The sequence below is a fragment of the Streptomyces sp. NPDC050548 genome, from assembly GCF_044457385.1.
Taxonomy (GTDB): Bacteria; Actinomycetota; Actinomycetes; order Streptomycetales; family Streptomycetaceae; genus Streptomyces.
This window is the reverse complement of the sequence record NZ_JBITGV010000026.1, coordinates 1-23349: the sequence shown is the minus strand read 5'-3', so window position 1 is coordinate 23349 and position 23349 is coordinate 1. Positions and strand designations below refer to the sequence as shown.

Annotated in this window: 24 protein-coding genes and 1 tRNA gene; 15 read left to right on the top strand and 10 right to left on the bottom strand. The window is 69.6% G+C overall.

The window, feature by feature from the left end:
* The first annotated feature begins 19 nt into the window (after window positions 1-19).
* From ACIBJH_RS43475 to ACIBJH_RS43465, 3 genes are all read left to right on the top strand, one after another.
* Window positions 20-1645 carry a hypothetical protein gene (locus ACIBJH_RS43475; RefSeq protein WP_399122498.1) on the top strand — a complete coding sequence of 542 codons (1626 nt, stop codon included), beginning with the start codon at window positions 20-22 and terminating at the stop codon, window positions 1643-1645.
* A complete protein-coding gene (locus tag ACIBJH_RS43470; protein ID WP_399122497.1) occupies window positions 1642-2340 on the top strand; it encodes a TIR domain-containing protein in 699 nt (232 codons plus the stop codon). Before ACIBJH_RS43475 ends, ACIBJH_RS43470 begins: the two co-directional genes overlap by 4 nt.
* 268 nt (window positions 2341-2608) lie before the next feature.
* Entirely contained in the window at window positions 2609-3895 is a 1287-nt protein-coding gene (locus ACIBJH_RS43465; RefSeq protein WP_399122496.1) for a macro domain-containing protein, read from the top strand.
* A 333-nt stretch (window positions 3896-4228) separates the two neighbouring features.
* Here ACIBJH_RS43465 and ACIBJH_RS43460 read toward each other — a convergent pair whose 3' ends face one another.
* From ACIBJH_RS43460 to ACIBJH_RS43450, 3 genes are all read right to left on the bottom strand, one after another.
* Window positions 4229-5608, bottom strand: coding sequence for a S8 family serine peptidase (locus tag ACIBJH_RS43460; RefSeq protein WP_399122495.1), 1380 nt, complete (start codon window positions 5606-5608; stop codon window positions 4229-4231).
* A gap of 157 nt (window positions 5609-5765) precedes the next feature.
* A complete protein-coding gene (locus ACIBJH_RS43455) occupies window positions 5766-5957 on the bottom strand; it encodes a hypothetical protein (protein ID WP_399122494.1) in 192 nt (63 codons plus the stop codon).
* A 172-nt stretch (window positions 5958-6129) separates the two neighbouring features.
* Window positions 6130-6378, bottom strand: a complete 249-nt coding sequence (locus ACIBJH_RS43450) for an SCO4226 family nickel-binding protein (protein WP_399122493.1) — start codon at window positions 6376-6378, stop codon at window positions 6130-6132.
* A 373-nt stretch (window positions 6379-6751) separates the two neighbouring features.
* Between ACIBJH_RS43450 and ACIBJH_RS43445 the strand changes: the two genes are divergently transcribed.
* Together ACIBJH_RS43445 and ACIBJH_RS43440 are read left to right on the top strand one after the other, a co-directional pair.
* Window positions 6752-6874 carry a hypothetical protein gene (locus tag ACIBJH_RS43445; protein WP_399122492.1) on the top strand — a complete coding sequence of 41 codons (123 nt, stop codon included), beginning with the start codon at window positions 6752-6754 and terminating at the stop codon, window positions 6872-6874.
* Window positions 6862-7032 (top strand): hypothetical protein, encoded by a 171-nt coding sequence (locus ACIBJH_RS43440; protein WP_399122491.1) that lies wholly within the window; start codon window positions 6862-6864, stop codon window positions 7030-7032. Before ACIBJH_RS43445 ends, ACIBJH_RS43440 begins: the two co-directional genes overlap by 13 nt.
* A 58-nt stretch (window positions 7033-7090) precedes the next feature.
* Here ACIBJH_RS43440 and ACIBJH_RS43435 read toward each other — a convergent pair whose 3' ends face one another.
* Window positions 7091-7249, bottom strand: a complete 159-nt coding sequence (locus tag ACIBJH_RS43435) for a hypothetical protein (RefSeq protein ID WP_019072373.1) — start codon at window positions 7247-7249, stop codon at window positions 7091-7093.
* Between the two features lie 116 nt (window positions 7250-7365).
* Complete coding sequence (phoU, locus tag ACIBJH_RS43430) at window positions 7366-8055, bottom strand: phosphate signaling complex protein PhoU (RefSeq protein ID WP_200712019.1); 690 nt, start codon at window positions 8053-8055, stop codon at window positions 7366-7368.
* Window positions 8056-8286: 231 nt separating this feature from the next.
* On the opposite strand from phoU, the gene ACIBJH_RS43425 reads away from it, so the two are divergent.
* Both ACIBJH_RS43425 and ACIBJH_RS43420 read left to right on the top strand, forming a co-directional pair.
* Entirely contained in the window at window positions 8287-9591 is a 1305-nt protein-coding gene (locus tag ACIBJH_RS43425) for a sensor histidine kinase (RefSeq protein WP_399122490.1), read from the top strand.
* Window positions 9588-10268 carry a response regulator transcription factor gene (locus ACIBJH_RS43420; protein ID WP_009340348.1) on the top strand — a complete coding sequence of 227 codons (681 nt, stop codon included), beginning with the start codon at window positions 9588-9590 and terminating at the stop codon, window positions 10266-10268. The genes ACIBJH_RS43425 and ACIBJH_RS43420 overlap by 4 nt, the downstream gene beginning before the upstream one ends.
* 262 nt (window positions 10269-10530) lie before the next feature.
* Here the strand turns inward: ACIBJH_RS43420 and ACIBJH_RS43415 are convergent, their stop codons facing one another.
* Window positions 10531-11190, bottom strand: a complete 660-nt coding sequence (locus ACIBJH_RS43415) for a DUF461 domain-containing protein (RefSeq protein WP_399122489.1) — start codon at window positions 11188-11190, stop codon at window positions 10531-10533.
* 589 nt (window positions 11191-11779) lie between these two features.
* Here ACIBJH_RS43415 and ACIBJH_RS43410 point away from each other — a divergent pair.
* From ACIBJH_RS43410 to ACIBJH_RS43385, 6 genes are all read left to right on the top strand, one after another.
* Window positions 11780-12262 carry a CarD family transcriptional regulator gene (locus ACIBJH_RS43410; protein ID WP_003953493.1) on the top strand — a complete coding sequence of 161 codons (483 nt, stop codon included), beginning with the start codon at window positions 11780-11782 and terminating at the stop codon, window positions 12260-12262.
* 250 nt (window positions 12263-12512) lie between these two features.
* Window positions 12513-13265, top strand: coding sequence for a 2-C-methyl-D-erythritol 4-phosphate cytidylyltransferase (gene ispD / locus ACIBJH_RS43405; protein ID WP_200712022.1), 753 nt, complete (start codon window positions 12513-12515; stop codon window positions 13263-13265).
* Window positions 13255-13752: a 2-C-methyl-D-erythritol 2,4-cyclodiphosphate synthase gene (ispF, locus tag ACIBJH_RS43400; protein ID WP_399122488.1), complete on the top strand. Its 498-nt coding sequence runs from the start codon at window positions 13255-13257 to the stop codon at window positions 13750-13752. The genes ispD and ispF overlap by 11 nt, the downstream gene beginning before the upstream one ends.
* A gap of 118 nt (window positions 13753-13870) precedes the next feature.
* The gene (gene cysS, locus ACIBJH_RS43395) at window positions 13871-15271 is read left to right on the top strand and encodes a cysteine--tRNA ligase (RefSeq protein WP_399122487.1); all 1401 of its coding nucleotides are present in this window, start codon (window positions 13871-13873) and stop codon (window positions 15269-15271) included.
* Window positions 15272-15381: 110 nt separating this feature from the next.
* On the top strand, window positions 15382-16326 hold the full coding sequence (gene rlmB, locus ACIBJH_RS43390; RefSeq protein ID WP_399122486.1) for a 23S rRNA (guanosine(2251)-2'-O)-methyltransferase RlmB: 945 nt from the start codon (window positions 15382-15384) through the stop codon (window positions 16324-16326).
* Window positions 16327-16444: 118 nt separating this feature from the next.
* Complete coding sequence (locus tag ACIBJH_RS43385; RefSeq protein ID WP_399122485.1) at window positions 16445-18082, top strand: DoxX family protein; 1638 nt, start codon at window positions 16445-16447, stop codon at window positions 18080-18082.
* 138 nt (window positions 18083-18220) lie between these two features.
* On the opposite strand, the gene ACIBJH_RS43380 is transcribed toward ACIBJH_RS43385, so the two are convergent.
* From ACIBJH_RS43380 to ACIBJH_RS43370, 3 genes are all read right to left on the bottom strand, one after another.
* On the bottom strand, window positions 18221-18952 hold the full coding sequence (locus ACIBJH_RS43380) for a nucleotidyltransferase family protein (RefSeq protein WP_200712027.1): 732 nt from the start codon (window positions 18950-18952) through the stop codon (window positions 18221-18223).
* 96 nt (window positions 18953-19048) lie between these two features.
* Window positions 19049-19504: a hypothetical protein gene (locus ACIBJH_RS43375; protein ID WP_399122484.1), complete on the bottom strand. Its 456-nt coding sequence runs from the start codon at window positions 19502-19504 to the stop codon at window positions 19049-19051.
* A gap of 220 nt (window positions 19505-19724) precedes the next feature.
* Entirely contained in the window at window positions 19725-20861 is a 1137-nt protein-coding gene (locus tag ACIBJH_RS43370) for an ABC transporter ATP-binding protein (RefSeq protein WP_262061415.1), read from the bottom strand.
* Window positions 20862-21109: 248 nt separating this feature from the next.
* Here ACIBJH_RS43370 and ACIBJH_RS43365 point away from each other — a divergent pair.
* Together ACIBJH_RS43365 and ACIBJH_RS43360 are read left to right on the top strand one after the other, a co-directional pair.
* Window positions 21110-21183 (top strand) — tRNA-Thr (locus tag ACIBJH_RS43365).
* Window positions 21184-21461: 278 nt separating this feature from the next.
* On the top strand, window positions 21462-22835 hold the full coding sequence (locus ACIBJH_RS43360) for a hypothetical protein (RefSeq protein WP_399122483.1): 1374 nt from the start codon (window positions 21462-21464) through the stop codon (window positions 22833-22835).
* Window positions 22836-22926: 91 nt separating this feature from the next.
* Here the strand turns inward: ACIBJH_RS43360 and ACIBJH_RS43355 are convergent, their stop codons facing one another.
* Entirely contained in the window at window positions 22927-23190 is a 264-nt protein-coding gene (locus ACIBJH_RS43355; RefSeq protein WP_399122481.1) for an integrase, read from the bottom strand.
* Window positions 23191-23349 lie beyond the last annotated feature (159 nt).

The following is a 23349-nucleotide window of genomic DNA, read 5'->3' as shown; positions in this document are numbered from 1 at the left end:
AGTGGAGCGCTGAACCATCGTGAGCACACAGGCACCGCACCGCTATCCGCCCGTCCCACCGCCGCCCGGGGTGCCGCCGCAGGGCACCCGCGTGTACGCGCGGACCGAGGCCACCCGCCTGCTGTCCGCGGGCACCTACCTCGACCCCGGCTACCGCAAGGACGTCATCCGCGAACTGCTCAAGCGGCGCTTCAGAGTGGTCGCGCCGTCCTACGGCTACGACGCCGTGTCGGTCCTCGCCCACGCCCTCGCCGCGCGCCGACTGCGCCGTATCCAATGGGCAGTTGGGCTCGGATCGGCGGTCCTGCTGCTGATCCTGTTGAGCGACGGCGCGCTGGGTCCCCTCGTCGCCGTGCCGCTCCTGTTCTGGGTGCTGTGGGGCGCGGCCTATCTGCGTCGGGTCGTCACCCTGCACATCCTGATGACCCGCCTGAAGGAGACCGGCCCCGCCGGCGGCTTCGACGGCGCCTATCCCTCCAACGGCAGGCTCACCCCCGCCCTGGTCGGCAAGATCGACGCCGAGCAGGGCAGCCACGAAGGCCTGGTCTTCTACGGCGGGTTCCGGCCTTTCGTCGGCGCCGGGCTGCCCCTGCGCGACTGGGCGAACGCCCAACTCCTGCTGGGCGCGCCCAAGAACCGCCTCGCCGCCCGCAAGGACTTCGACCTCGACGGGACGGGATCCGGGGCCGACCTGGACGACGTGGAACGCAAACCGGTCAAGCCGTTCACCGTCCGCAAAATCACCTCGCACGTCGCCGTCCGGATGAACGCGGAACTGCGCGACGAGGTCCGCCAGGACGAACGGATCGAGGGGCTGGCCGTCGAGCAGCGCCGCTACACGACGGCGATCCGCACCAACGACCGTACGCTGGGCGTCGGTTGGTCCCAGCTGCCCGGCATGGACGATCTGCCGGACATCCACTGGCAGGAGGACTACGACGCGGCCCGTGAGTATCTGTGCGTGCGCGTCGGCTCCTGGAACGAGGAGCTGGTGACCTCGATCTTCGTCGGGTTCGACCTCAAGGGCGACACCCTGCACACCGAGTTCTACACCTATGTACTCGGGCCGCTGGTAAGGGAGTTCCACCTCGTCGACCAGCTGCCGGACTCGTTCGACGGCCGGCTGGCGGTGCGGGTCGCGTGGGACATGGTCAAGGCCGTGCCGAGCTGGTGCGTGGCGTTCGGACTGTCCCCGCTGCGGCTGTTCCCCGAGCGGTTCCTGCCGGGGCGGGTGCGCCGGTGGGTGCGGCCCCGGCGGGGCGGGCGGTCCACCATCGAGTTCACGGCGGCGGGCGCGACGGTCGACACCAGCGAGTTCCGGCTCGCCCGCTACGCCAACGAGTCGGTGGACTGCGGCGCCCTGACCAGCGTCCGGGAGATGGCCACCAGCGACACCTACCACCACTTCTTCCAGAAGACCGACGCCCTGAAGTACTCGCAGATCGTCGAGCGCCGACTGCTGCACATCATCCGCCAGTTCCTGGAGGAGCAAGACGTGGATCTCGCCGACCACGACCGCGCGCAGACCAACATCCTTTTCGGGGACAACGCTCAGGCGATCCTCGGCGGGCACAACGAGAACTTCGGATACAACTACCGTCCACAGGGCCCCGATTCGTCCGGCAGCCGAGGGGATCAGCCATGAGCGACAGCCACACGTTCGGCGACAACAACCAGGTCATTCTCGGCGGGAAGAACAGGGGCTTCGGCTACAACTACCACGCGGCGCCGGAGACTTCGGTCGCCGACCAGGGGGCCTCCGACCAACCGGCCGGGCAGGCACCGGAACCGGCCGTTCACGACCGCAGCCGCAGCGTCTTCGTCGTGCACGGCCGGGACGAGGAGGTGCGGCAGGCGATGTTCGGGCTGCTGCGCCGGCTCGACCTACGGCCCCTGGAATGGGAGGAGTTGGTGCGGGCCACCGGCAAGACCGCGCCCTTCCTCGGCGAAGTGGTCATGAACGCACCGGCGCAGGCGCAGGCCGCCCTGGTCCTGCTCACCCCGGACGACGTCGCCAAGCTCCACCCGCACCTGCTCGGCAACCGCGAACGCGACGACGAGACCCAACTCACCGGCCAGCCACGGCAGAACGTGCTGATCGAGCTGGGCATGGTCCTGATGGCCTACCCCGAGCGGACCGTCATCGTCGAGGTCGGCCGGCTACGGCATGTCGCCGACACCGCGGGCATCAACGTCATCCGGTTCGACGGCACGGAGTCCTCCCTCGCGAAGATCGCCGCGCGGCTGCGGCTGGCCGGCTGCCAACTCGACGACAGCGGGCCGGAATGGCGCGAGACCCGGCCCTTCCAGAATCTCTCCGCGTATCGGAGGCTTGCCTGAACCAGAGAGAAAGGGGGGTACGGACGCTCAGGCGTCCGTCCCCCCTTTCTCTGTCATACGCGGTCCAGTCCCGATGCCAGCACCCTCAAGAAGGCCGCCACCTCCCGCATGTCGATCCGTTCCAGATCGGCGGGCCGCACCACCACCCGCAACTCCCGGCAGACCGCGCCCTCCCGCGACCGGGCGACTGCTGGGGCCGGTCCGGCTCGACGTCGACGGGATCCCGGTCCGGCTGACACCCCTGGCCACCCGGCTGCTGGTTCGCCTGGTGGCCGCCGAGGGCGAGGCCGTGCCGGTACGGCAACTGCGGCGCGACGTATGGGGGTTGGCGGACGGGCCCCGTCATCTGGACCAGCGCAACCGCAACGAGGTGCAGAAGCGCGTCCTGGAGCTGCGGCGCGCGCTCGATCCCGGCCAGGACGGCACCGCCGCCCGCGTGCTGCGCACCGAGCAGCAGGTCACCGTGCACGGCCCGGAGACCGCCTACCGCCTGGTGCTGCGGCCCGAGGAACTGGACAGCGCACGGTTCACGGAGGTCGTCCGCACCGCCCTGCTGGCCCCGCCCGCCACCGCCGCCCATCAGCTCGACGAGGCGCTGGGGTTGATCCGCGGCCGGCCGTTGGCCGAGGTCAACGGCGAGACGTTCGCCGAACCCTTCATCCGCCGGCTCACCGGCCTGCTGGACTCCGCCCGCCGTGTACTGGTCCGCGTCCAGGCCGACTTGGGCCGCCCGGACCTCGCACTGCCGGTCGCCGAACTGATCGTCCGCGACCATCCCGACGACCTCGACGCCGTACGCACCCTGGACACCCTGCGGGCCGCGCTCCGCGCCCGGCACGGCGCCGAACTGCTGCGCCACCGGGTCCCGTTGCCCGGTCAGCGGGCGGACGTCGTCCTCGTCCGCGGCGATCTGTTCGAGCAGACGGACTGCAATCTGGTGGTCGGCTTCACCGACACCTTCGACACGGAGACCGACCAGGACATCGTCATCAGCCGCGACAGCGTGCAGAGTCGGCTGGTCGACCGGCTCTTCGGCGGCCGACGCCGCCTGCTGGACGAGAAGTTGAAGGCCGGGCTGCGCGCCGTGAAGGCGGTCGGCACGGAGAGCGCACGGGCCAAGCCGCGCGGCCGGCGGGTCCGTTACCCGATGGGTACGACCATCGCCGTACCCGTCGAGGGGCGCCGGGTCTTCGCGGTCGCCTATTCGCGGCTCGGCAACGACCTGGTGGCCCGGTCCGGTGACGAGGATCTGCGCTCCGGACTGGACAACCTCTGGGCCTCGGTGGCCGTGCACGGCCTGTTCAGACCGGTCGCCGTCCCGCTCATCGGCTCCGGGCTGGCCCGTGTGGCCGACCTCGACCGCAGCCAGCTCGTGGCCCTGATCGTCGACTCGTTCATGGCCGCGTGCCGCCGCTACCCCGCGCTCACCCCCGAACTGCGCATAGTGGTCCGCCCGGAGGACCTGGCCAGCACCGATCTCTCGCCGGTCGAGCGGCGGTTCCATGAACTGGTGCCGGATCTGGAGCCCGCTCCGGGGCCCGACCGGGGTGAATGACCAAGGCCGGCACGGGAGTTGAAGGTCTTGAGGCCCCCGGGCGCAAGGTGAGACCGGGCGGCCCTCGGCGACCGTCCCCCGCTCCGACGGGTTCCTCCGCATCTACGGCTCCCCCACGCGGCATCGCCCGCCGTCACTGGCCCGCCACCGCCACCCGGCCTCACCGGATCCCGGTGCACCGCCGCCGGCGCTTCCGCGGGTAGCCGCCATCCGCTTCCGATCCGATTCCGACGCCCCCCGGACGACAACTGGGCGACAGCGGGGGCGACAGCCGAACGGCCCGGGTCGCAGGAGATGCGAACCCGGGCCGTCCCTGAAAGCGTCAGCAGAACCTCAGCGCTTCCCACTCGCCTTCGCCAGCGCCGGAACGAAGCGCAGCGCGTCCACCGTGCCCACGCCCGTCGCCATGTCGTAGCCGTTGACCGCCGTGTAACCGGTCACGCCCGCATACGTGTTGTTCGTGCCGTCGTTCACATCGACGATGCCGTTGCTCTTGGCGTTGTGCCTCGCCAGCGTGTACAGCGCCTCGTTGATGTTGCCGACGCGGTGGCCGGCCGCCTGGTCGGCGAGGGCGACGATGCCCGAGAAGAGCGGGCTGGCCTCGCTCGTGCCGCCGTAGACGTCCCAGCCGATCGCGGTCGGGTCGAAGCTGGAGTACGTCCAGGCACCGCCGTTGACCGCCGCGGCCATCGACACGTCGGGCGTGGCGCGCTGGGTGCCGACGACGCTCTTCACGCCGTTCTGGAAGGACGGGCGGGAGAACACGTGGGACTGGCCGCCGCCGCCCGCGCCGTAGTCGTTGTAGACGCTGTCCGGGGTGACGCGCTCGCCCTTGTCGTTCAGGTGGAGCTGCGTGCCGCCGATCGACGTGACCAACGGGTCCGAGGAGGGCCAGGAGTTGACGGGCTTGTCGTAGAAGGCCGAGCCGTCCAGGTTGTAGTCGGTGGCGCCGCCGTCGCCGGAGGAGGCGAGCACGGTGACGTGCTTGCGGTTGGCGTCCTGGAAGGCGTAGCGCAGCTTCTTGATGCTGGAGAAGTCCCCCTGGTCGAAGCCGGGGAAGGTGTTCTCGGTGGCGCCGAAGCTCTGCGTGATGACGTCACCGACACCGTGGTCGATCAAGTGCTTCTCGGCGTCCATCATTTCGGGCAGACCGGTCACGCCCTCGGTCTCGGCGACCGCCGTCTCCACCAGCACGATCTTCGCGTCGGGCGCGACCGCGTGGGCCATCTCGACGTCCAGGGTGGTCTCGCCGGCCCAGCCGGTCATGTCCGCGTTGGTGGGGTCGAAGACGGGGACGTTGCCCCACTTGACCACGTTGACCTTGGCGCTCTTCAGGCCGAACTGCTTGCTGTAGACGTCGAGATCGTGCTGGATCGTCGGCGAGCCGAAGGAGTCGACGATGACGATCGTGCGTCCCTTGCCCGTGATGCCCTTCTTGTAAAGGGAGTTGAGGTTGTACGCGGTGCGGTACTGCAGCGGGTTGTAGCAGGCGATCTGCCACTTGGCCTCGCACTGCTCGCTCGTGAGCGGGCTGGGCACGTCGCGGGCGAGGGTGTGTCCGGTGATGGCCGGGATCACCTTCGTCCGCGGTACGGCGGTGGGTGCGGCGCTGCTGACGCCGGCCAGCGGGGCGGTCGCCAGTGCGGCGACGGCGAGCGTGGCGGTGGCGGCCGTGGACGCCGCGAGGCCACGTCTGTTACGGGCTATGTGCATGAATGCCCCCTGGATGTCTTTGAGTTGCACGCGAAGGTCTGCGTGCATCTCATCCAGTGAGACATGCACAGGACAAGTCAGTTGAACTGCCGATGCCGAAGCCTTTGCCCAAACAGCACCCAAGGGGCGAACGGTCCTGCCGATCGCCCGGGTCGACTCAGACCGAGGAGCCGGCCCCGGCCAGCCGCCGGAACGCCTCGGTGGTGCGCGGATGCGCGATCTCGTCCAGCAGATGCCGCCACTCGGGATCACCCTTGGCGGGGTGCGCCAGGTCCCACGCGGCCAGCAGCGGGACGAGGGCGTTCTCGCCGGAGACCTCGGCCGGTTCGGTGAACTGCCTTGATTCCATGGGACGTTCCTTCCGGGCGGGCGATCGGTCGAGATCGACGGGGACAGGCTCTGGGGACCAACTGGCTTCCACGATGCCGTCGTTCGCCCGCCCGGACCATGGAGCGCCCCACCCGACCGGGGGTGGGGCTGACCGCACCCCCGGACGCCCCCAAGCACCCCCCCGCGCGGCGTCAGATCGAGTACGGCACCGGGTGCACCTCGTCCGCCCGATGCCCCGCGCGCTCGTGCACACGCTGGACCGCCTCGGGCGACGGCGCCTCCGACAGGCAGTAGACGGTCCCGGACTCCGGATCCGCCCAGGCCCGCTCGAAGTGGACGCCCTCGTCCTTCTCCACGGCGAGATCCGCCTTGTGGGCCGCCATCAACTCGTCGGCCGTGATGCCCTTCATTCCGTGATGCACGTCCATGTACTGGGCCATGGCCTCACACCTCCTTGTGCTGTTCCCCCCTCCCCATGCTGCGCTCCCGCGGCCTCCGGGGCTACCGTGCGGAACGATCACGGGGAGGGCGAGGGGATGCGACCAGGGGTACGGATCGGGATCGGCGCGGGCGTCGCCGCCGCGCTGCTGGCGGCGGGAGCCGGGCTGTGGGTGGCGTTCGCGGGCGAGGGGCACCCGTTCGGGGACGCCCGGGCCTGCGAGGGCAGCGAGATCCCGCTCCGGGCGGCCCTGGACGTCGTACGACTGCCGCTGCCGGCCGGAGCGAAGGACGTGCACTACGTGACGCACTCGCCCACGACGATCGGGGCGCAGGTGTCGGTGGCCGTGGCCTTCCCGGGGCTCCGGGGCGGTGATGGACCGCTATCTCCGGGCGAACAGGATCGTGCCCGCCGGCGTCGACCGGCTCACCAACGGGCCCTACGCCACCGGGGACTCCGGCACCGACCCGGCGAGCCTGGGGCTGTGCGGAGGATGAAGGGGATCCTCGCGCCCTCCGTGCTGGTCGACGAGCAGGTGGCCGCCGAGGACGGGACCCTGCGGTCGGTCGACTTCGCCATCGCGCTGCCCGACGGGTACGACAGCCTCCCGGCCACCACCGACGTCCTGCTCACTGTGGCCGGGAACAGCCCCTGAGCACGGCGGAGGGGCCCCGGCGCCGTAGCACCGAGGCCCCTCCGGGAGCAGGCGGCGGTCAGCCGCACTGGCAGGGATTGCCCGACTGGCACCCGCATCCGCAGCCCGAGCCGCAGCCGCAGGCGCCGAAGAGCGGGAGGCTCTTGATCTCGGCGGGCTGCTGCGTCTCGCGCTCCTGCGTCGGGTCCGGCGTCGTCGTGGCGGGGGATTCGGCCATGGGTCCTCCTGGAGGCTCGTGCCTGTGCCCATCGGATGCTGCCCATTGGATGCCCGCTCCGGCGGGCGCATCAACGGCGCATTGAGGCTTCCCCCGCGAGCCGCCCGACCCGGGCCCTACGCCCCCTCGGCCCCCGTCGCCGGCTGGATGTCGGGCTGCAGCTCGTCCGCGTGCTCACCCGTGACCAGGAACACCACACGCTTCGCCACCGACACCGCGTGGTCGGCGAAGCGCTCGTAGTAGCGGCCGAGCAGGGTCACGTCGACCGCGGTCTCGATGCCGTGCTTCCACTTGTCGTCCAGCAGGTGCTGGAAGAGCGTGCGGTGCAGCAGGTCCATGGCGTCGTCGTCCTGCTCCAGCTGGAGGGCCAGGTCGACGTCCTTCGTGATGATGACCTCGGCCGCCTTGGCCATCAGGCGCTGGGCGAGCTGGCCCATCTCCAGGATGGTCGCGTGCAGGTCGTGCGGCACCGCGCGGTCCGGGAAGCGCAGCCGGGCCAGCTTCGCCACGTGCTGGGCGAGGTCGCCGGAGCGCTCCAGGTCGGCCGACATGCGCAGGGACGTGACGACGATCCGCAGGTCCGTCGCCACCGGCTGCTGCCGGGCCAGCAGGGCTATGGCCCGTGCTTCCAGGTCGTGCTGGAGGTCGTCGACCTTCTTGTCGGCCTCGATGACGCTCTCGGCCAGCTTCAGGTCGGAGTCCAGGATCGCCGTCGTGGCGCGTCCGATCGCCGACCCGGTCAGCCGGGCCATCTCCACCAGACCGTCACCGATCGAGTCAAGTTCCTCGTGGTACGCGTCCCGCATCAGGGTTCCCTCTCCTACGTTCGCTTCGGGGGCTCAGGGGCCCCGGGCCTGTCGGTTGTGACGAAAAACCGGCCCTTCCACCCCACGCTCCCACGTTCCCGCTCCTACGCGACGGTTTCCGCCACCCCAAATGAACCAATACTGGCTCCAAGGTGAACTCTGGGCGACGAGTGTTCGAGGTCGCACTCCGATGGCTGTGGCCAGGAGGTATCCCATGCCTAACCTGGGGGCATGGACGTGAACGCGGCGGTCGCCGCAGCGGCAGCGATCGCCGGGGTGCTCACCGGTGTCATCGCCATGCTGGCGTTCCGCTGGAGCGAACGCGACCAGAAGCGACCGACCAGGACCTCCCTGCACACGGACCCGGTGCTTCCGCCGGGCGTGGACACCGTCCTCTCGGTGCTCCGCTCCTCGGCCGTCGTCCTCGACGAAGCGGACGCCGTGGTCAAGGCCAGCTCGGCGGCTTACGCCCTCGGGCTGGTCCGTGGCGGGAAACTGTCCGTCGACCCCATGCTCACCATGGCCCGGGACACCCGGCGCGACGGCGAGATACGCCAGGTCGAACTGGACCTGCCCCGGCGGGGCACCGGACGCGGCGAGGCACTCGCCGTGTCCGCACGCGTGGCCCCGCTCGGCTCCCGGCTCGTCCTGCTCCTCGTGGAGGACCTCACCGAGGCCCGCCGCATCGAGGCCGTACGACGAGACTTCGTGGCCAATGTCAGCCACGAACTGAAGACCCCGGTCGGGGCCCTCTCCCTCCTCTCCGAGGCCGTCATGGACGCCTCGGACGATCCCGAGGCGGTGGAGCGCTTCGCCGGCCGGATGCAGATCGAGGCCACGCGCCTGACCAATCTCGTGCAGGAGCTCATCGACCTGTCACGGGTCCAGAACGACGACCCCCTCGAAGACGCCGAACCGGTGCGCGTCGACGAACTCGTCGCCGAGGCCATCGACCGGTGCCGGCACCAGGCCGGCACCAAGCAGATCACCATGGCCGCGAGTGTGGGGGCGCCCGAAGGGCTCGATCAGGGTGGTGGCGGGAGACGGGCGGGCGGCACCGCCGACCTGCACGTCTGGGGCAACCGCGGCCAGCTGGCCGCCGCCCTCGGCAACCTGGTCGAGAACGCCGTCAACTACTCGCCCGCCCGCACCCGTGTCGGCATAGCCGCCCGCCGGGTGACCGCGCCCGGCGGCGACCACATCGAGGTCGCCGTCACCGACCAGGGCATCGGGATATCCGAGAAGGACAAGGAGCGCGTGTTCGAGCGCTTCTACCGTGTCGACCCGGCCCGCTCGCGGGCCACCGGCGGTACGGGTCTCGGGCTGGCGATCGTCAAGCACGTGGCCGCCTCGCACGGCGGGGAGGTCACGGTGTGGAGCTCCGAGGGACAGGGCTCCACGTTCACCCTGCGGCTGCCGGAGGCGGGTGCGGCCCGCGACCGTGCCCACCAGCACCCCGACCTCGACGACGAGGCCGAGGGGTCCCCTGACACATCCCCGTACGAACCGCTTCCCGCCCCGGAGGTCCTTCCGTGACCCGAGTGCTCGTCGTCGAGGACGAGGAGTCCTTCTCCGACGCCCTGTCGTACATGCTCCGCAAGGAGGGCTTCGAGGTCGCCATCGCGACCACCGGGCCCGACGGACTCGACGAGTTCGAGCGCAACGGCGCCGATCTCGTCCTGCTCGATCTGATGCTGCCGGGGCTTCCCGGCACGGAGGTCTGCCGCCAGCTGCGCGGCCGCTCCAACGTCCCCGTGATCATGGTGACGGCCAAGGACAGTGAGATCGACAAGGTCGTAGGCCTGGAAATAGGAGCCGATGACTACGTCACCAAGCCCTTCTCGTCCCGTGAACTGGTCGCCCGTATCCGGGCCGTCCTGCGCCGCCGCGGCGAGCCCGAGGAGGTCACCCCGGCCGCCCTCGAAGCCGGTCCGGTCCGCATGGACGTGGATCGCCACGTGGTCACGGTCTCCGGCTCCAAGGTCGACCTGCCCCTCAAGGAGTTCGACCTGCTGGAGATGCTCCTGCGCAACGCGGGCCGCGTACTGACCCGCATGCAGCTCATCGACCGCGTCTGGGGCGCCGACTACGTGGGCGACACCAAGACCCTGGACGTCCACGTCAAGCGCCTCCGCGCCAAGATCGAGCCGGACCCGGGCGCGCCCAGGTACCTGGTGACGGTGCGCGGCCTGGGCTACAAGTTCGAGCCGTAAAACCGGGCCCGGTGGTGGCCGTCGGACGGAGTCCGGCGCAGCACTCCGAAGCCCGCGCAGCGGTGCGAGGGGTGCGTCGAAAAGGGTGTTCGAGCCGGACCCGGGCGCGCCCAGGTACCTGGTGACGGTGCGCGGCCTGGGCTACAAGTTCGAGCCGTGAACCGCGATCAGCTTCTTAGCGGCGCTACGACGAAGGGCGGGACCTCACGGAGAGGTCCCGCCCTTCGTCGTAGCGATACGGCTGTTGCCCTACGGCCGCAGCTCAGCCGGCGGAGGCCGTGGCCGTCGCCGTGGTGCTCTCGGAGGCCGAGTCGGACGGCGTGGCCGACGTGCTCTTGTGCGGCTTCGGCGAGGCGGAGGTGGAGGCGGTCGCGGAGGCGCCCGGGGCGGGCGTCGGGATCGCGGTCGGGCCCCACTTGGTGAAGTAGCTGTCGGCCGGGACGACGAACGCGCTCAGGCTCACCGCGCCGGTCGTGCTGAGGGTGAAGGTGACCTTCTGGGCGTTGCCGTCCTCCAGGCCGGTGCCGACGTCGGTCAGCGCGGCGGAGGCGTTGCCCTTGCCGCCCAGGACGAGCGAGCCGAAGGCCGGGACGGTCAGCTTGCCCTTGCCCTTCGCGGGGGTGAGCGTGGCCGTGCCGACGCCGTCGACGCTGACCGAGTCCAGGGTCTGCGGGTCCTTGCTGGTGTTGAACAGGGTCGCGGAGATCACCGCCGGGCCCGAGGGCTGGGGGCTGGCGTCGCTGATGGGCTGGGTGATGACGAGCGCGTTCTGCACCTTGATGGCGCCGACGGAGACGGCCGCGTTGTCCGGCTTGACCTCCAGCGTCTGTGCGTCGTCGCCGGCACCGCACGCGGCGAGCGAGGCGATCGAGAACGCGATGGCGGCGGCGGCGAGGGCGCCGCGTCGAAGGCTGCTGCTCACGGCGGCGGCTACTCCTTGAACGTGGGCGGAGCAGGGCGACTCCCGAATAAAGCCGCCCTAAGTGTCTGTCAGCGGCCTTAGGTTACCGAGCCGTTCCCGCGCCACCGCACCCGACCCTCCCCCAACCGGGTACCCCTGTGCCACAAGTGACCCGCGGGTCACTTGTGCCCGGCACTCGTCCGGCATTCACATAAGCAGCTCAGCCGTCCGTCGACGGATTTTCCGTGAAGAATGCAGGACACCTCGAAGAATTGATCACCGGCCGTTCCGCGCCACCTCGGTGATCAATTCCGGATTCGCCTCGCACCGGGCTCCGGCCACCGAACGGAGTAGTGGAAGTCGAGCGCTCGGAACCAGACATTTGGGGACGTTCGTCCACTTGGGGGCGCCTCCGGATGTGTGTAACGTACGCGTTTCACCTCGCCCGGAGAGCTGCTCCGACCTGCGAATACCCACTTCCACTCGGCCTCCGCAGCACGTTCCTGTTGCTGTTGTCAAGCCCCGAGATATGCCCTGACCTGCGAAAACGCCATTCAGAACACGCAGTTTCCGTGTTACCCTGGATAGCCACGGAAGGGGTACCTGTCACATGACGTTCAAGGTTGGCGACACCGTGGTCTATCCCCATCACGGGGCCGCGCTGATCGAGGCTATCGAAACTCGCCAGATCAAAGGCGTGGACAAGACCTACTTGGTGCTGAAGGTCGCTCAGGGTGACCTGACGGTGCGTGTGCCAGCGGACAATGCGGAGTTCGTCGGCGTACGTGATGTGGTCGGTCAGGACGGGCTGGACCGGGTCTTCGAGGTGCTGCGCGCTCCGTACGCCGAGGAGCCCACGAACTGGTCGCGTCGTTACAAGGCAAATCTGGAGAAGCTCGCCTCCGGCGATGTCATCAAGGTCGCGGAAGTCGTCCGTGACCTGTGGCGTCGTGAGCGCGAGCGCGGACTCTCCGCAGGTGAGAAGCGTATGCTCGCCAAGGCTCGCCAGATCCTGGTGAGTGAGCTCGCGCTCGCGGAGAACACGAACGAGGACAAGGCCGAGGCCCTGCTCGACGAGGTTCTCGCGTCCTGACGCAGGCACCTGGTACGCCCTGCTCAGCACACTGAAATGCCGTGGTGCCCGATGACAGCCCGCCTGTCGCCGGGCGCTTCGGCATGTTCGGGGGTAGTTCAGGACTGCACCGAGCAACCCCCGATAATGGTGTGCCGGGCCCGGGCAGCAGGCTCGACCGGTGTCACGGAAGGGTCCGGTCAAGGCGTCGCGCCCGGCACTCCTCAGGCCATACCCACGTAGGTCGAGCACACAAACCTGACAGGAACCGATGTCTGACGATTCGCGCTCTTCGCAGGCGCAGTCCTCCGTCGCCGCCGTGATTCCGGCCGCCGGACGGGGCGTACGCCTCGGCCCCGGCGCCCCCAAAGCGCTACGCGCGCTGAACGGCACCCCCATGCTCATCCACGCGATCCGCGCACTCGCCGCGTCCCGCGCGGTCTCCCTGGTCGTCGTCGTGGCCCCGCCCGACGGCGCCGCCGAGGTCAAGACCCTCCTCGACGCGCACGCGCTGCCCGAGCGCACCGACTTCCTGGTCGTCCCCGGCGGCGACTCCCGCCAGGAGTCCGTGAAGCTCGGCCTGGACGCGCTGCCCCCCGGCCACGACATCGTCCTCGTCCACGACGCGGCCCGCCCGCTCGTCCCCGTCGACACGGTCGACGCGGTCATCGAGGCCGTACGGGACGGAGCCCCCGCCGTCGTACCGGCCCTGCCGCTCGCCGACACCGTCAAGGAGGTCGAGCCGGCCGCGTACCCCGGAGGCCCCGAGCCGGTCGTCGCCACCCCCGAACGGGCCCGCCTGCGCGCCGTACAGACCCCGCAGGGCTTCGACCGCGCCACGCTCGTCCGCGCCCACGAGACGGTCACCGACAACGTCACCGACGACGCGAGCATGGTCGAGCAGCTCGGCCTGACGGTCGTGGTCGTCCCCGGCCACGAGGAGGCCTTCAAGGTCACCCGCCCCCTGGACCTGGTCCTCGCGGAGGCGGTCCTCGCCCGCAGGAGGCTGAACGATGGCTTCTGACCAGCCCTTCGTGCTTCCCCAGGTCGGCATCGGCACCGACATCCACGCCTTCGAGGAGGGCCGCGAGCTGTGGTGCGCCGGCCTCAAGTGGGAGGGCGAGGGCCCGGGCCTGGCCGGCCACTCCGACGCGGACGTCGTGGCGCACGCGGCCTGCAACGCCCTGTTCTCGGCAGCGGGGCTGGGAGACCTGGGCCAGCACTTCGGCACGGGCCGCCCCGAGTGGTCGGGTGCGTCGGGCGTCACCTTGCTGACAGAGGCGGCGAGGATCGTCCGCGAGGCCGGCTTCACCATCGGCAACGTCGCCGTACAGGTCGTGGGCCCGCGCCCGAAGATCGGCAAGCGGAGGGACGAGGCCCAGAAGCTGCTGTCGGAGGCGGCGGGGGCGCCGGTGTCGGTTTCGGGCGCGACGACGGACGGCTTGGGCTTCCCGGGCAGGGGAGAGGGCCTGATGGCGGTGGCAACGGCGTTGGTCGTGAAACAAGGGTGACTTTGCCTACTTAGGGGCGCGGGGAACTGCGCGCCCAGCCCCCACCGGACCCGCACCCGTAAACGGCGAATCCGCCGGAAGGCACCGGGCACCCGGTCCCGCCCACTACCCTTGTACCGTGACCATTCGCCTGTACGACACCAGCATCCGGCAGATTCGCGACTTCACCCCGCTCACAGCGGGCTGTGTCTCGATCTACCTGTGTGGTGCCACCGTGCAGGCCGCCCCGCACATCGGCCACATCCGCTCGGGCCTGAACTTCGACATCCTGCGCCGCTGGTTCGAACACCGCGGCTACGACGTCACGTTCATCCGCAACGTCACCGACATCGACGACAAGATCATCGCCAAGTCCCGTGACCAGGGCCGCCCTTGGTGGGCGATCGGCTACGAGAACGAGCGCGCGTTCAACGACGGCTACCAGGCACTCGGCTGCCTCCCGCCGACGTACGAACCGCGGGCGACCGGCCATGTCCCCGAGATGATCGAGATGATGCGCGGGCTGATCGAGCGCGGGCACGCCTACGAGGCGGACGGCAGCGTCTACTTCGACGTGCGCTCCTACCCGGACTACCTCCAGCTGTCCAACCAGGACATCGACGACCTGCGCCAGCCCTCCGAGGAGGGCATCACCGGCAAGCGCGACCCGCGCGACTTCGCGATGTGGAAGGCGACCAAGCCGGGCGAGCCCGACTGGGAGACGCCGTGGGGCCGCGGCCGCCCCGGCTGGCACCTGGAGTGCTCGGCGATGGCGCACAAGTACCTGGGCCCCGCCTTCGACATCCACGGCGGCGGCCTCGACCTGATCTTCCCGCACCACGAGAACGAGATCGCCCAGGCCAAGGCCTACGGCGACGACTTCGCGCAGTACTGGGTGCACAACGCCTGGGTCACCATGAGCGGCGAGAAGATGTCGAAGTCGCTCGGCAACAGCGTGCTGGTCAGCGAGATGGTCAAGGCGTGGCGGCCGATCGTGCTCCGCTACTACCTGGGCACCCCGCACTACCGCTCGATGATCGAGTACAGCGAGGAGGCCCTGCGCGAGGCGGAGTCCGCGTTCGCGCGGATCGAGGGCTTCGTGCAGCGGGTCGTGGAGAAGGCCGGGGGAGTCGTCGAGCCCGCGGCCGAGGTGCCGCCGGCGTTCGCCGAGGCGATGGACGACGACCTGGGCGTTCCGCAGGCCCTGGCCGTCGTACACACGACTGTCCGGCAGGGGAACTCGGCGCTCGCGGCCGACGACAAGGAAGCCGCGGTGGCCCGCCTCGCCGAGGTGCGCGCCATGCTCGGCGTCCTCGGGCTCGACCCGCTGGACCCGCAGTGGGCGGGAGAGACGGACCGCGGCGAGGATCTGCACGGCGTCGTGGACACCCTGGTCCGGATGGTCCTGGACCAGCGCGAGGCCGCCCGGGGCCGTAAGGACTGGGGCACCGCGGACGCCATCCGCGACCAGCTCAACCAGTCCGGCCTGGTCATCGAGGACGGCCCGCAGGGCCCCCGCTGGACCCTCGGCCCACGCTGAACCCGTCCCGGTCAACGAAGATCGACTGTGCCGCCCGGCCCTCCGGGCGGCACACTGCATAGACGTACGTCCGCACGCTTCTGAAAAGACTCTGAACAGACAGGTAGGTCATGGCAGCCAACAACCGCCGCATGTCCGGCAAGAAGGGCGCGCAGGTCGGCAGTGGCGGCCAGCGGCGCCGGGGCCTGGAAGGCAAGGGTCCCACCCCGCCCGCCGAGGCGCGCAAGGGCCACAAGAAGAACCGCATCGCCAACGCCAAGGCCAAGCAGGTCCAGCGGCGCGCACCGGTCGTGCGCGGGCGCGGCGGCAAGGGCACGTCCGAGATGGTCGTGGGCCGCAACCCGGTCGTGGAGGCGCTGCGCGAGGGCGTCCCGGCGGTCACGCTCTACGTCCAGCAGTTCATCGACAACGACGAGCGGGTGCGCGAGGCGCTCCAGCTGGTCGCCGAGCGCGGTGGCGTGCACCTCATGGAGGCCCCGCGCCCCGAGCTGGACCGCATGACCAACGGCCTCAACCACCAGGGCCTGGTCCTCCAGGTCCCGCCGTACGAGTACGCGCACGCCGAGGACCTCGCGAACGCGGCCTACGACAAGGGCGAGGACCCGCTGATCGTCGCCCTCGACGGGGTGACCGACCCGCGCAACCTCGGCGCGATCGTCCGCTCGGTCTCCGCGTTCGGCGGCCACGGCGTCCTCGTCCCCGAGCGCCGCGCGGCCGGCATGACCGCCGGCGCCTGGAAGACGTCGGCCGGTACGGCGGCCCGTACGCCCGTCGCCCGCGCCACGAACCTGACGCGCGCCCTGGAGGCGTACAAGAAGGCCGGTATCGCGGTCGTCGGCCTGGCCGCCGACGGAGAGGCCGAACTCGGTGAACTCGCCGCCCTGGAAGGGCCGGTGGTCATCGTCGTCGGCAGCGAGGGCAAGGGCCTGTCCCGACTCGTGGGCGAGACCTGCGACTTCAGGGTCCGGATTCCGATGCCGGGCGGCGCGGAGTCGCTCAACGCCGGTGTGGCGGCCGGGGTCGTCCTCTACGAGGCGGCTCGCAAGCGCTCCTGAACGGATGTTCGGCGCGGTCACCCACTCGGGGCAATCTGGGGGGCGAGGGCGAGCTTGACGCTGTCCGGACACATCCGGCAAGTCAAAGCAGTGTCCTAAACACACGTCACTCGGTTAGATGAGTGTGGACACCAGAACACCCCGCACACCCACGGGGGACCGCTCGTCCGGATTCCAGTCCGGATTGGACGACGCTCCCGCGCTGAGCATGGTGAAGGTGCCGAGCGATCCGGCCCAGGTCATCGTCAACCATGCGAGTTTCCGCGTGCAGCTGGGCGCCTCGACGCGCACCCGAAACCCGCGCCTCGCACGGCAGTTGAGCACCGCCGAGGACGCCGCCCGGATGCCCGCGGCCGGTGCCGCGCGCCGTAGGCCCGTCGTCTGGAGCGGCCGGTCCGCCCCGGACGACACCGGCGCCCACCGGCTCCTGCAGGCCGTGCGGGGCAGCGGCGTCCGCCACGGCGAGCAGCCGGCCGCCGACGCCGGCGCCACGCAGGTCATCCCCCGTATCGCGGACGGCGGTTACGGCGGCGGCCACGACGGCGACCTGACCGCGCAGACCCTCGAAACCCCCATCGTCGGCGCCCAGCGCGGCCACGCCCACGACACCGGCGAGAACCGACTCCTGCCGCAGATGCGGACCGTGGGCAGCGCCTACGACGAACCCGCCTACGCAGACGGGGAGTTCGAGGACTTCGAGGCGGACACCGAGCGCGAGCGACGCACCGGACGGCACCCCAACGACCCCGTACGGCACGCCTATTACCCCGGCCGCCGGATGAACCTCGGCGTCGTCCTGCTCCCCCTGCGCATCTTCCTCGGCTTCATCTCCATCTACGCCGGCATGGGCAAGCTGTGCGACCCCGTCTACTTCGACGGCGGCAAACGCGGCTCCATGGTCAAGTGGCTCAACACCCTGCACCCCTGGGAAGTCGCCGAGCCACTACGGCAGTTCGCCCTCCAGCACCCCGTCGGCTCCGGGCTCGTCATCGCCTTCGCCCAGGTCATCGTGGGCGTCCTGACGATCCTCGGCCTCTGGCAGCGGGTCGCGGCGGTCGGCGGCGCGCTGCTCTCCGCCGCGCTCATCGTCACCGTCAGCTGGAAGACCGTTCCCGCCTACGACGCCCCCGACATCATCTACCTCGCCGCCTGGTCCCCGCTGATCATCGCCGGCGCCCCCGTCTACTCCGTCGACGGCCGCCTCGCGGGCAGCGCCTGGCGCCGCCTCGGACCCCGCGCCGACATCTGGGAGTTGCGCCGCTACGTCCTGCGCCGCGGCGCCCTGGTCATGGCGGTCTCCATCGGCCTCACCCTGCTCATCGGCTCGCTGCTCGGCGGCGCGGTGCGCGACTCCAGCCGTGTGGTCGTCCCCGGCCCCGGCGAGGCCCCGCGCAACGAACTCCCCGGCGCCCCGCTCCCCGGCGAACCGACCAAGAGCCGCAGCAGCAGCCCCTCGGCGGCCAACTCGCCGTCCCGGCAGCCCACTTCGGCAAGCCCGTCGCACGCCGCGACGAGCCCGGGCGCGACCCGCTCGTCCACCGGTACGGCCACCGGCGGCGCCCCCAGCCAGACCCAGGGCACCGCGGGCCGCACCCAGCCCCAGCAGTCCTCCCCGGCCGGCCAGGCCCCCAGCACGACCTCCGGCCCCACGTCGGGCGGCGGCACGACAGGCGGCACCGGCTCAAGCGGCGGCTCCAGCACCGGGGGTTCGTCCTCCTCCGGCCAGCCGGGCCTGGTGGGCGGCCTGTTGGGGTAACTGGGCCGGTGGGGGGCTTGTTGAAGCAGTCGCCGCCCACCGGCTGACCACAGTAAGTGGGCCTGCACTTTTCGGTGCAGGCCCACTTTGTTCTTGGGGGCGCGGGGAACTGCGCGACCAGCCACATGCGACCCGCGGTCAACGACCCAGCGCAGCAAGCTCCTTGGCGGCTTCCCTGAGGTCCTTCGCAGTGTCGATGGCCCGCCAGTACGCCCCCTGCGGAATCGGAAACCCGGCCAACCGCAACTCACGCGCGAGGTGCGGAAAAGTCGTCCGCTCGTGATCCCCCCGCTCCGGCAGCAACCCCGCGAACTCGGGCGAGAAGACGTACACCCCCGCATTGATCGCGTACTGCGTCGGCGGCGACTCGATGAAGTCGGTCACGCGCCCGAAGTCGTCCGTCTGCACGGCCCCCCAGGGGATCCGCGGCCGGGCCAGCGCGATCGTGGCGACCGCGTCGCGCTCCGTGTGGAAGTCCGCCATGTCGCGCAGCGAGAAGCGGGTCCAGATGTCGCCGTTGGTGGCGTACCAGGGGCTGTCCGGGCGGGGCAGACGCGCGGCGGCGTACTTGAGGCCGCCGCCGCGGCCCAGCGGCTCCGTCTCGACGACCGTCGTCACGTCGACGGGCAGATCGGCTGTTTTCAGCCAGTCCTGCAGCACCTCGGCGAGATGCCCGCAGCTGACGACGACGTCGGTCACGCCCTCCTCGGCGAGCCAGACGAGCTGATGGCCGATGATCGGCGTCCCGGTGCCGGGGATCTCGACCATCGGCTTGGGCCGGTCGTCGGTGTACGGGCGCAGCCGGGATCCCTGGCCACCGGCCAGGATCACGGCTTGGGTGGGGCGCGACGCGGCGTTCGGATCGGTCATGACCCGAACTGTACGTGGCGGCCCCACCGCGACTTTCGGCTGCAACCGTTCCTTAATCAGCCGTTACCGACCTCCTACTCCGGGCGCCGGCTCCGGTCAGCTGTGCGCGGCCATGACCCCGGAGGCGAACGCGGTGTCGCACACGGGGCGGGCGTAGGACTGGGCGCGTGCGGCGCCGTAGATACGGACCGCTGCGCGGCCCAGTGCGCGGGCGATGGAGGTGCAGTGCGTGGCGAGCGACGGGTGGCCGTTCACCGCCTCCTGGAGGTGGGTCAGGACGATGCCCGGGTTCTTGTCCTGGAGCTCCGTCATGAGCTGGTCGCGCAGGATGTCCTGGGGGGCGCGTGCGGCGGCCCGCGAGGAGGCTCCGGCCGCGGTGACGTCCGTCGCGGTGAGCATCGAACTGGAGGGGCTCCCCGACCAGTTGACCCGGGTGACCGCGAGGGTCCCGGAGAGCACCATCATGACGGGCAGGACGAGGGCGAGAGTGCGGCCGACCCGGCGGGCGGGGCCCCGGCCGCGTCGCGGCTGTTGGTTATTGGAGTGCTTCACGCGTGTGAGGGTAGCGCCCGGTAATGATTTGGCGACATTTAGTCACCAATTCGGGGGATGGATTGGTGCCTCGAATTGGGTAGGGCGTTGACGAACACTGCTCGAAATGACGGGTCTGCCGGGGTATTTGTCATATCGGTCCGCCGACGTGAACCGGAGCGGGCCGGAAACGGGAAAGGGCCCCGCAGATGACCGCGGGACCCGTCCTGTGAATGTCCGATCAGTCGGTGAGGCGCTCGCCCGTCGAGGTCGAGAAGACGTGCAGCTCGCCCGGACGCGGCACCACGTGCAGGGTGGCGCCCTTGTCCGGCACCGAACGGCCGCTGACGCGCACGACCAGGTCCTTCAGGTCGTCGCCGACCTTGGCGCTGCCGTAGACGAAACCGTCGGCGCCCAGCTCCTCCACGACGTTCACGGAGACCGCGAGACCCGCCGGGGCGTCCTCGGAGTCCTTGGTGAGGGACTTCGCGGCCTCGCCGTTGTGCTCGTCGATGTCGAAGTGCTCGGGGCGCACGCCGACGGTCACCGTACGGTCACCCTTGTCGGTGGCGGCCTTGAGCGCCTCGCGGTTGACGGGGACGACCGAGTTGCCGAACTTCACACCGCCGTCGGTGATCGGGACCTCGATCAGGTTCATGGCGGGGGAGCCGATGAAGCCGGCGACGAAGAGGTTCTTGGGGCGGTCGTACATGTTGCGCGGGCTGTCGACCTGCTGGAGCAGACCGTCCTTGAGCACGGCCACCCGGTCGCCCATCGTCATGGCCTCGACCTGGTCGTGGGTGACGTAGACGGTGGTGATGCCGAGACGGCGCTGCAGCGAGGCGATCTGCGTACGGGTCGAGACACGGAGCTTGGCGTCGAGGTTCGACAGCGGCTCGTCCATGAGGAAGACCTGGGGCTCGCGGACGATCGCGCGGCCCATCGCGACACGCTGGCGCTGACCGCCGGAGAGCGCCTTCGGCTTGCGGCCGAGGTAGTCGGTGAGGTCGAGGATCTTCGCCGCGTCCTCGACCTTCTGGCGGATCTCGGCCTTGTTGACGCCGGCGATCTTGAGCGCGAAGCCCATGTTGTCGGCGACGGTCATGTGCGGGTACAGCGCGTAGTTCTGGAACACCATGGCGATGTCCCGGTCCTTCGGCGGCAGGTGCGTGACGTCGCGGTCACCGATGCGGATGGCGCCGGCGTTGACGTCCTCAAGCCCCGCGAGCATGCGGAGCGAGGTGGACTTGCCACAGCCGGACGGACCGACGAGGACGAGGAACTCGCCGTCCCCGACCTCGATCTCCAGACCATCGACGGCGGGCTTCTCGGTGCCCGGGTAGATCCGGGTCGCCTTGTCGAACGAAACAGTGGCCATGGTGAGGGCCCCCTTCTACCGGCAGGAACGTGCCGGACGATCCGTTGTAGGAAGGTGGTGGTGTAGTCCACGCGAGTGAACTGGGTACGGACGGTACCTGGCGTTTGCCCGGTCTGTCAGTACCCGAGGGCATGTGAACTTCGCGGAAATTTTCGACAGGGCGCCACGGGGACCTGGGTACACTGCACCAGGCACGTGATCGCACACGACTCGGCTACGCCGGGTACACCCGCATCACACCCGTGCAGGCCTCCTTAGCTCAGTTGGCCAGAGCAACGCACTTGTAATGCGTAGGTCGTCGGTTCGAATCCGACAGGGGGCTCCTTCGAAGGCCAGGTCACATAGCCCGTGACCTGGCCTTTTGTGTTGCTCGGGGCGTGACGGGTCACACGGCTTGGGTGCCGTGGGACGCTTGCGTGAGCGATGCGTGAGCGGAGGGAACTATCAACGCCCTCTGGCTTCTCGACCGGTTGGCCCCGGTTGGAGTTCAAGCCGTCGCGCCAGTGCTTGCTTGGGTGGCACTCAGGGGGTACCGCTGCCGAGGGGCCGTTTCTGCCTGAACACCGACAGCAAGTGAGTTCGGCGGCCAGAATGATCGGCATGGTCGCGATCATCAGGTGCACGGAGTCCGAGACAGCACATATCGAATGGCAAGAGGGATTGTTCCCGGCTTCCGGACGTCGTGAGTGGACATGGACGGCCACCCGGCCCAGGGAGTTCTGGACCAAGGGTGGTCACATCACCTTGATCGCCACTCCTGACAGGCAGGGTCTCTTGTACGTGACCAGACTCGGATACACCAAGCGACTGCGCCAGGTCGCCGACCTGGAGCAGAAGCTGGAGATCTCCCATGTCAGCGCGCTTTCACAGCCGGTGATGCTGAAGGAAGTCACAGCGCGCTTGGCTGCGCGGCATGACAGGCACCTGATTGATGAAGGGCAGCAGACCGAGGCGACGGGCAAAGCTCTCCTCGCTGCCTTGGTCGAGTTGCGGCCTGATGCAGGCGATGTGATTGGCCGACTCCGAGTGACGCTTGACGGCTACACGGTGCGCTCGACTGCAGGAGAAGCCTTGGCGACCCAGCGCGACGCAGTCCTGGGAATTGGACGAATGGCAGGGATGTCCATCCCCCAGCTCGCCCGGTGGGATCCGCCGGCCGAGGAACTGTACGACGACCGGCCTCCTCCGGCGTATCTCGACCTCCTGAGCCGGACCGGGGCGGCGTCAGCCGATGGAGGCCAAGCAGCCCCGCAGCACGACATCGCGATCGAAGATCACCACATTGGGCACGATGCCGAGATGTTTCTGGGCTGGATCGGTGAGCGCACTGGGCACGTCGCTTGGCGACAGTTCCGGCAGGACGACCAGTCGCTGTTGATCGCCAACGTGAACCGCACCGCCGTTGAGGGAAATTCCGGCGCTGACCTTCTGTATTACCACCAAAGCCGTGGAAGCCTCGTCCTCGTTCAGTACAAGAAGCTGAACAAGGTGGGCGGCTACTACTACCCGGATAGCGATCGCAAGCTGGCCGACGAACTGAAACGCATGGAAGACGTGGACGCCTATGCTGCCGGTCTCCGCCGAACGACCGACGACCACAGGCTGAGTCCCGATCCGAGCTGGATCAAGTTGTGCCCGCCCGAAGGGCTGATCCCGCAGGCGAACATCATGGTGCCGGGAATGTACTTTTCCCGCCAGCACTTCCAGCAACTGCGCACCGACCCGCGACTGAGGGATGGCAGGGACAAAGCGCTGCGCTTCGGCTACTCCAACGTTCCGAGTTATTTGGACAACACCATGTTCACTCGGCTAGTGGAGACAGGCATGATTGGTACTGCCGGAGTGAGTACGGAGCTGGTTCGGCAGCAGATCACGCGGAGCGTTCGTGAAGGCCGACTGCTCACCGCCGGGATACTCACCGGCAAGGAACAGCCCCAATCTGCCCGCAACAGCGCCCGTCGTCGGCGCCGTTGAGTCAGCTGCGTGAGTGAGCCGATGAATACGGCCAGCCCTGCTGGCGCTTGGCCAGTCGACGGGGCGCTGGGGCGCGCGGAGGCGTTGGGTCCTACTTCTTGGGCTTCTTCAGCCGGTATTTGTTCTCGTCCCCGGCCTTCTGGGCGCGCTTGGCCTTCTTCCGAACCTTCTCCGCCTTGCGTGCGGCCTTCTCGGCCGCCGCTTTGCGCTGAAGCGGAACCAGCTTGGCGGTGGCCTCGGCGGAGCTCTTGCCGACGTGGGGGAGGACGCTCTGGTAGATGTCCCGCGTGATGCGGGTGTCGCTGTGCCCGAGGGTGTCCGACACGATCTTCACGTCGATGCCGGCTGCGAGCATCCATGCCCAGTGCCGCCGCGATGTCCTTGGCCCGTGCCGGCTCACGGTCCGGCCGGTCCTGGAGCACGTTCAAAATCCGCTGGTTGTCGAGCGGGAGCACCGATACCGACAGCCCCTCCCGCCACGGCGGAACGATCGATCCCGACACAGACGCGGACA

Coding starts and splice junctions, on each gene's coding strand:
- ACIBJH_RS43370 (WP_262061415.1), bottom strand. CDS start 20,861: ATGGCCACTGTTTCGTTCGACAAGGCGACCCGGATCTACCCGGGCACC.
- ispD (WP_200712022.1), top strand. CDS start 12,513: ATGTCTGACGATTCGCGCTCTTCGCAGGCGCAGTCCTCCGTCGCCGCC.
- ispF (WP_399122488.1), top strand. CDS start 13,255: ATGGCTTCTGACCAGCCCTTCGTGCTTCCCCAGGTCGGCATCGGCACC.
- ACIBJH_RS43410 (WP_003953493.1), top strand. CDS start 11,780: ATGACGTTCAAGGTTGGCGACACCGTGGTCTATCCCCATCACGGGGCC.
- ACIBJH_RS43435 (WP_019072373.1), bottom strand. CDS start 7,249: ATGGCCGAATCCCCCGCCACGACGACGCCGGACCCGACGCAGGAGCGC.
- ACIBJH_RS43455 (WP_399122494.1), bottom strand. CDS start 5,957: ATGGAATCAAGGCAGTTCACCGAACCGGCCGAGGTCTCCGGCGAGAAC.
- ACIBJH_RS43385 (WP_399122485.1), top strand. CDS start 16,445: ATGAGTGTGGACACCAGAACACCCCGCACACCCACGGGGGACCGCTCG.
- ACIBJH_RS43355 (WP_399122481.1), bottom strand. CDS start 23,190: ATGCTCGCAGCCGGCATCGACGTGAAGATCGTGTCGGACACCCTCGGG.
- ACIBJH_RS43445 (WP_399122492.1), top strand. CDS start 6,752: ATGGACCGCTATCTCCGGGCGAACAGGATCGTGCCCGCCGGCGTCGAC.
- ACIBJH_RS43380 (WP_200712027.1), bottom strand. CDS start 18,952: ATGACCGATCCGAACGCCGCGTCGCGCCCCACCCAAGCCGTGATCCTG.
- ACIBJH_RS43470 (WP_399122497.1), top strand. CDS start 1,642: ATGAGCGACAGCCACACGTTCGGCGACAACAACCAGGTCATTCTCGGC.
- ACIBJH_RS43460 (WP_399122495.1), bottom strand. CDS start 5,608: ATGCACATAGCCCGTAACAGACGTGGCCTCGCGGCGTCCACGGCCGCC.
- ACIBJH_RS43450 (WP_399122493.1), bottom strand. CDS start 6,378: ATGGCCCAGTACATGGACGTGCATCACGGAATGAAGGGCATCACGGCC.
- ACIBJH_RS43360 (WP_399122483.1), top strand. CDS start 21,462: ATGGTCGCGATCATCAGGTGCACGGAGTCCGAGACAGCACATATCGAA.
- rlmB (WP_399122486.1), top strand. CDS start 15,382: ATGGCAGCCAACAACCGCCGCATGTCCGGCAAGAAGGGCGCGCAGGTC.
- phoU (WP_200712019.1), bottom strand. CDS start 8,055: ATGCGGGACGCGTACCACGAGGAACTTGACTCGATCGGTGACGGTCTG.
- ACIBJH_RS43425 (WP_399122490.1), top strand. CDS start 8,287: ATGGACGTGAACGCGGCGGTCGCCGCAGCGGCAGCGATCGCCGGGGTG.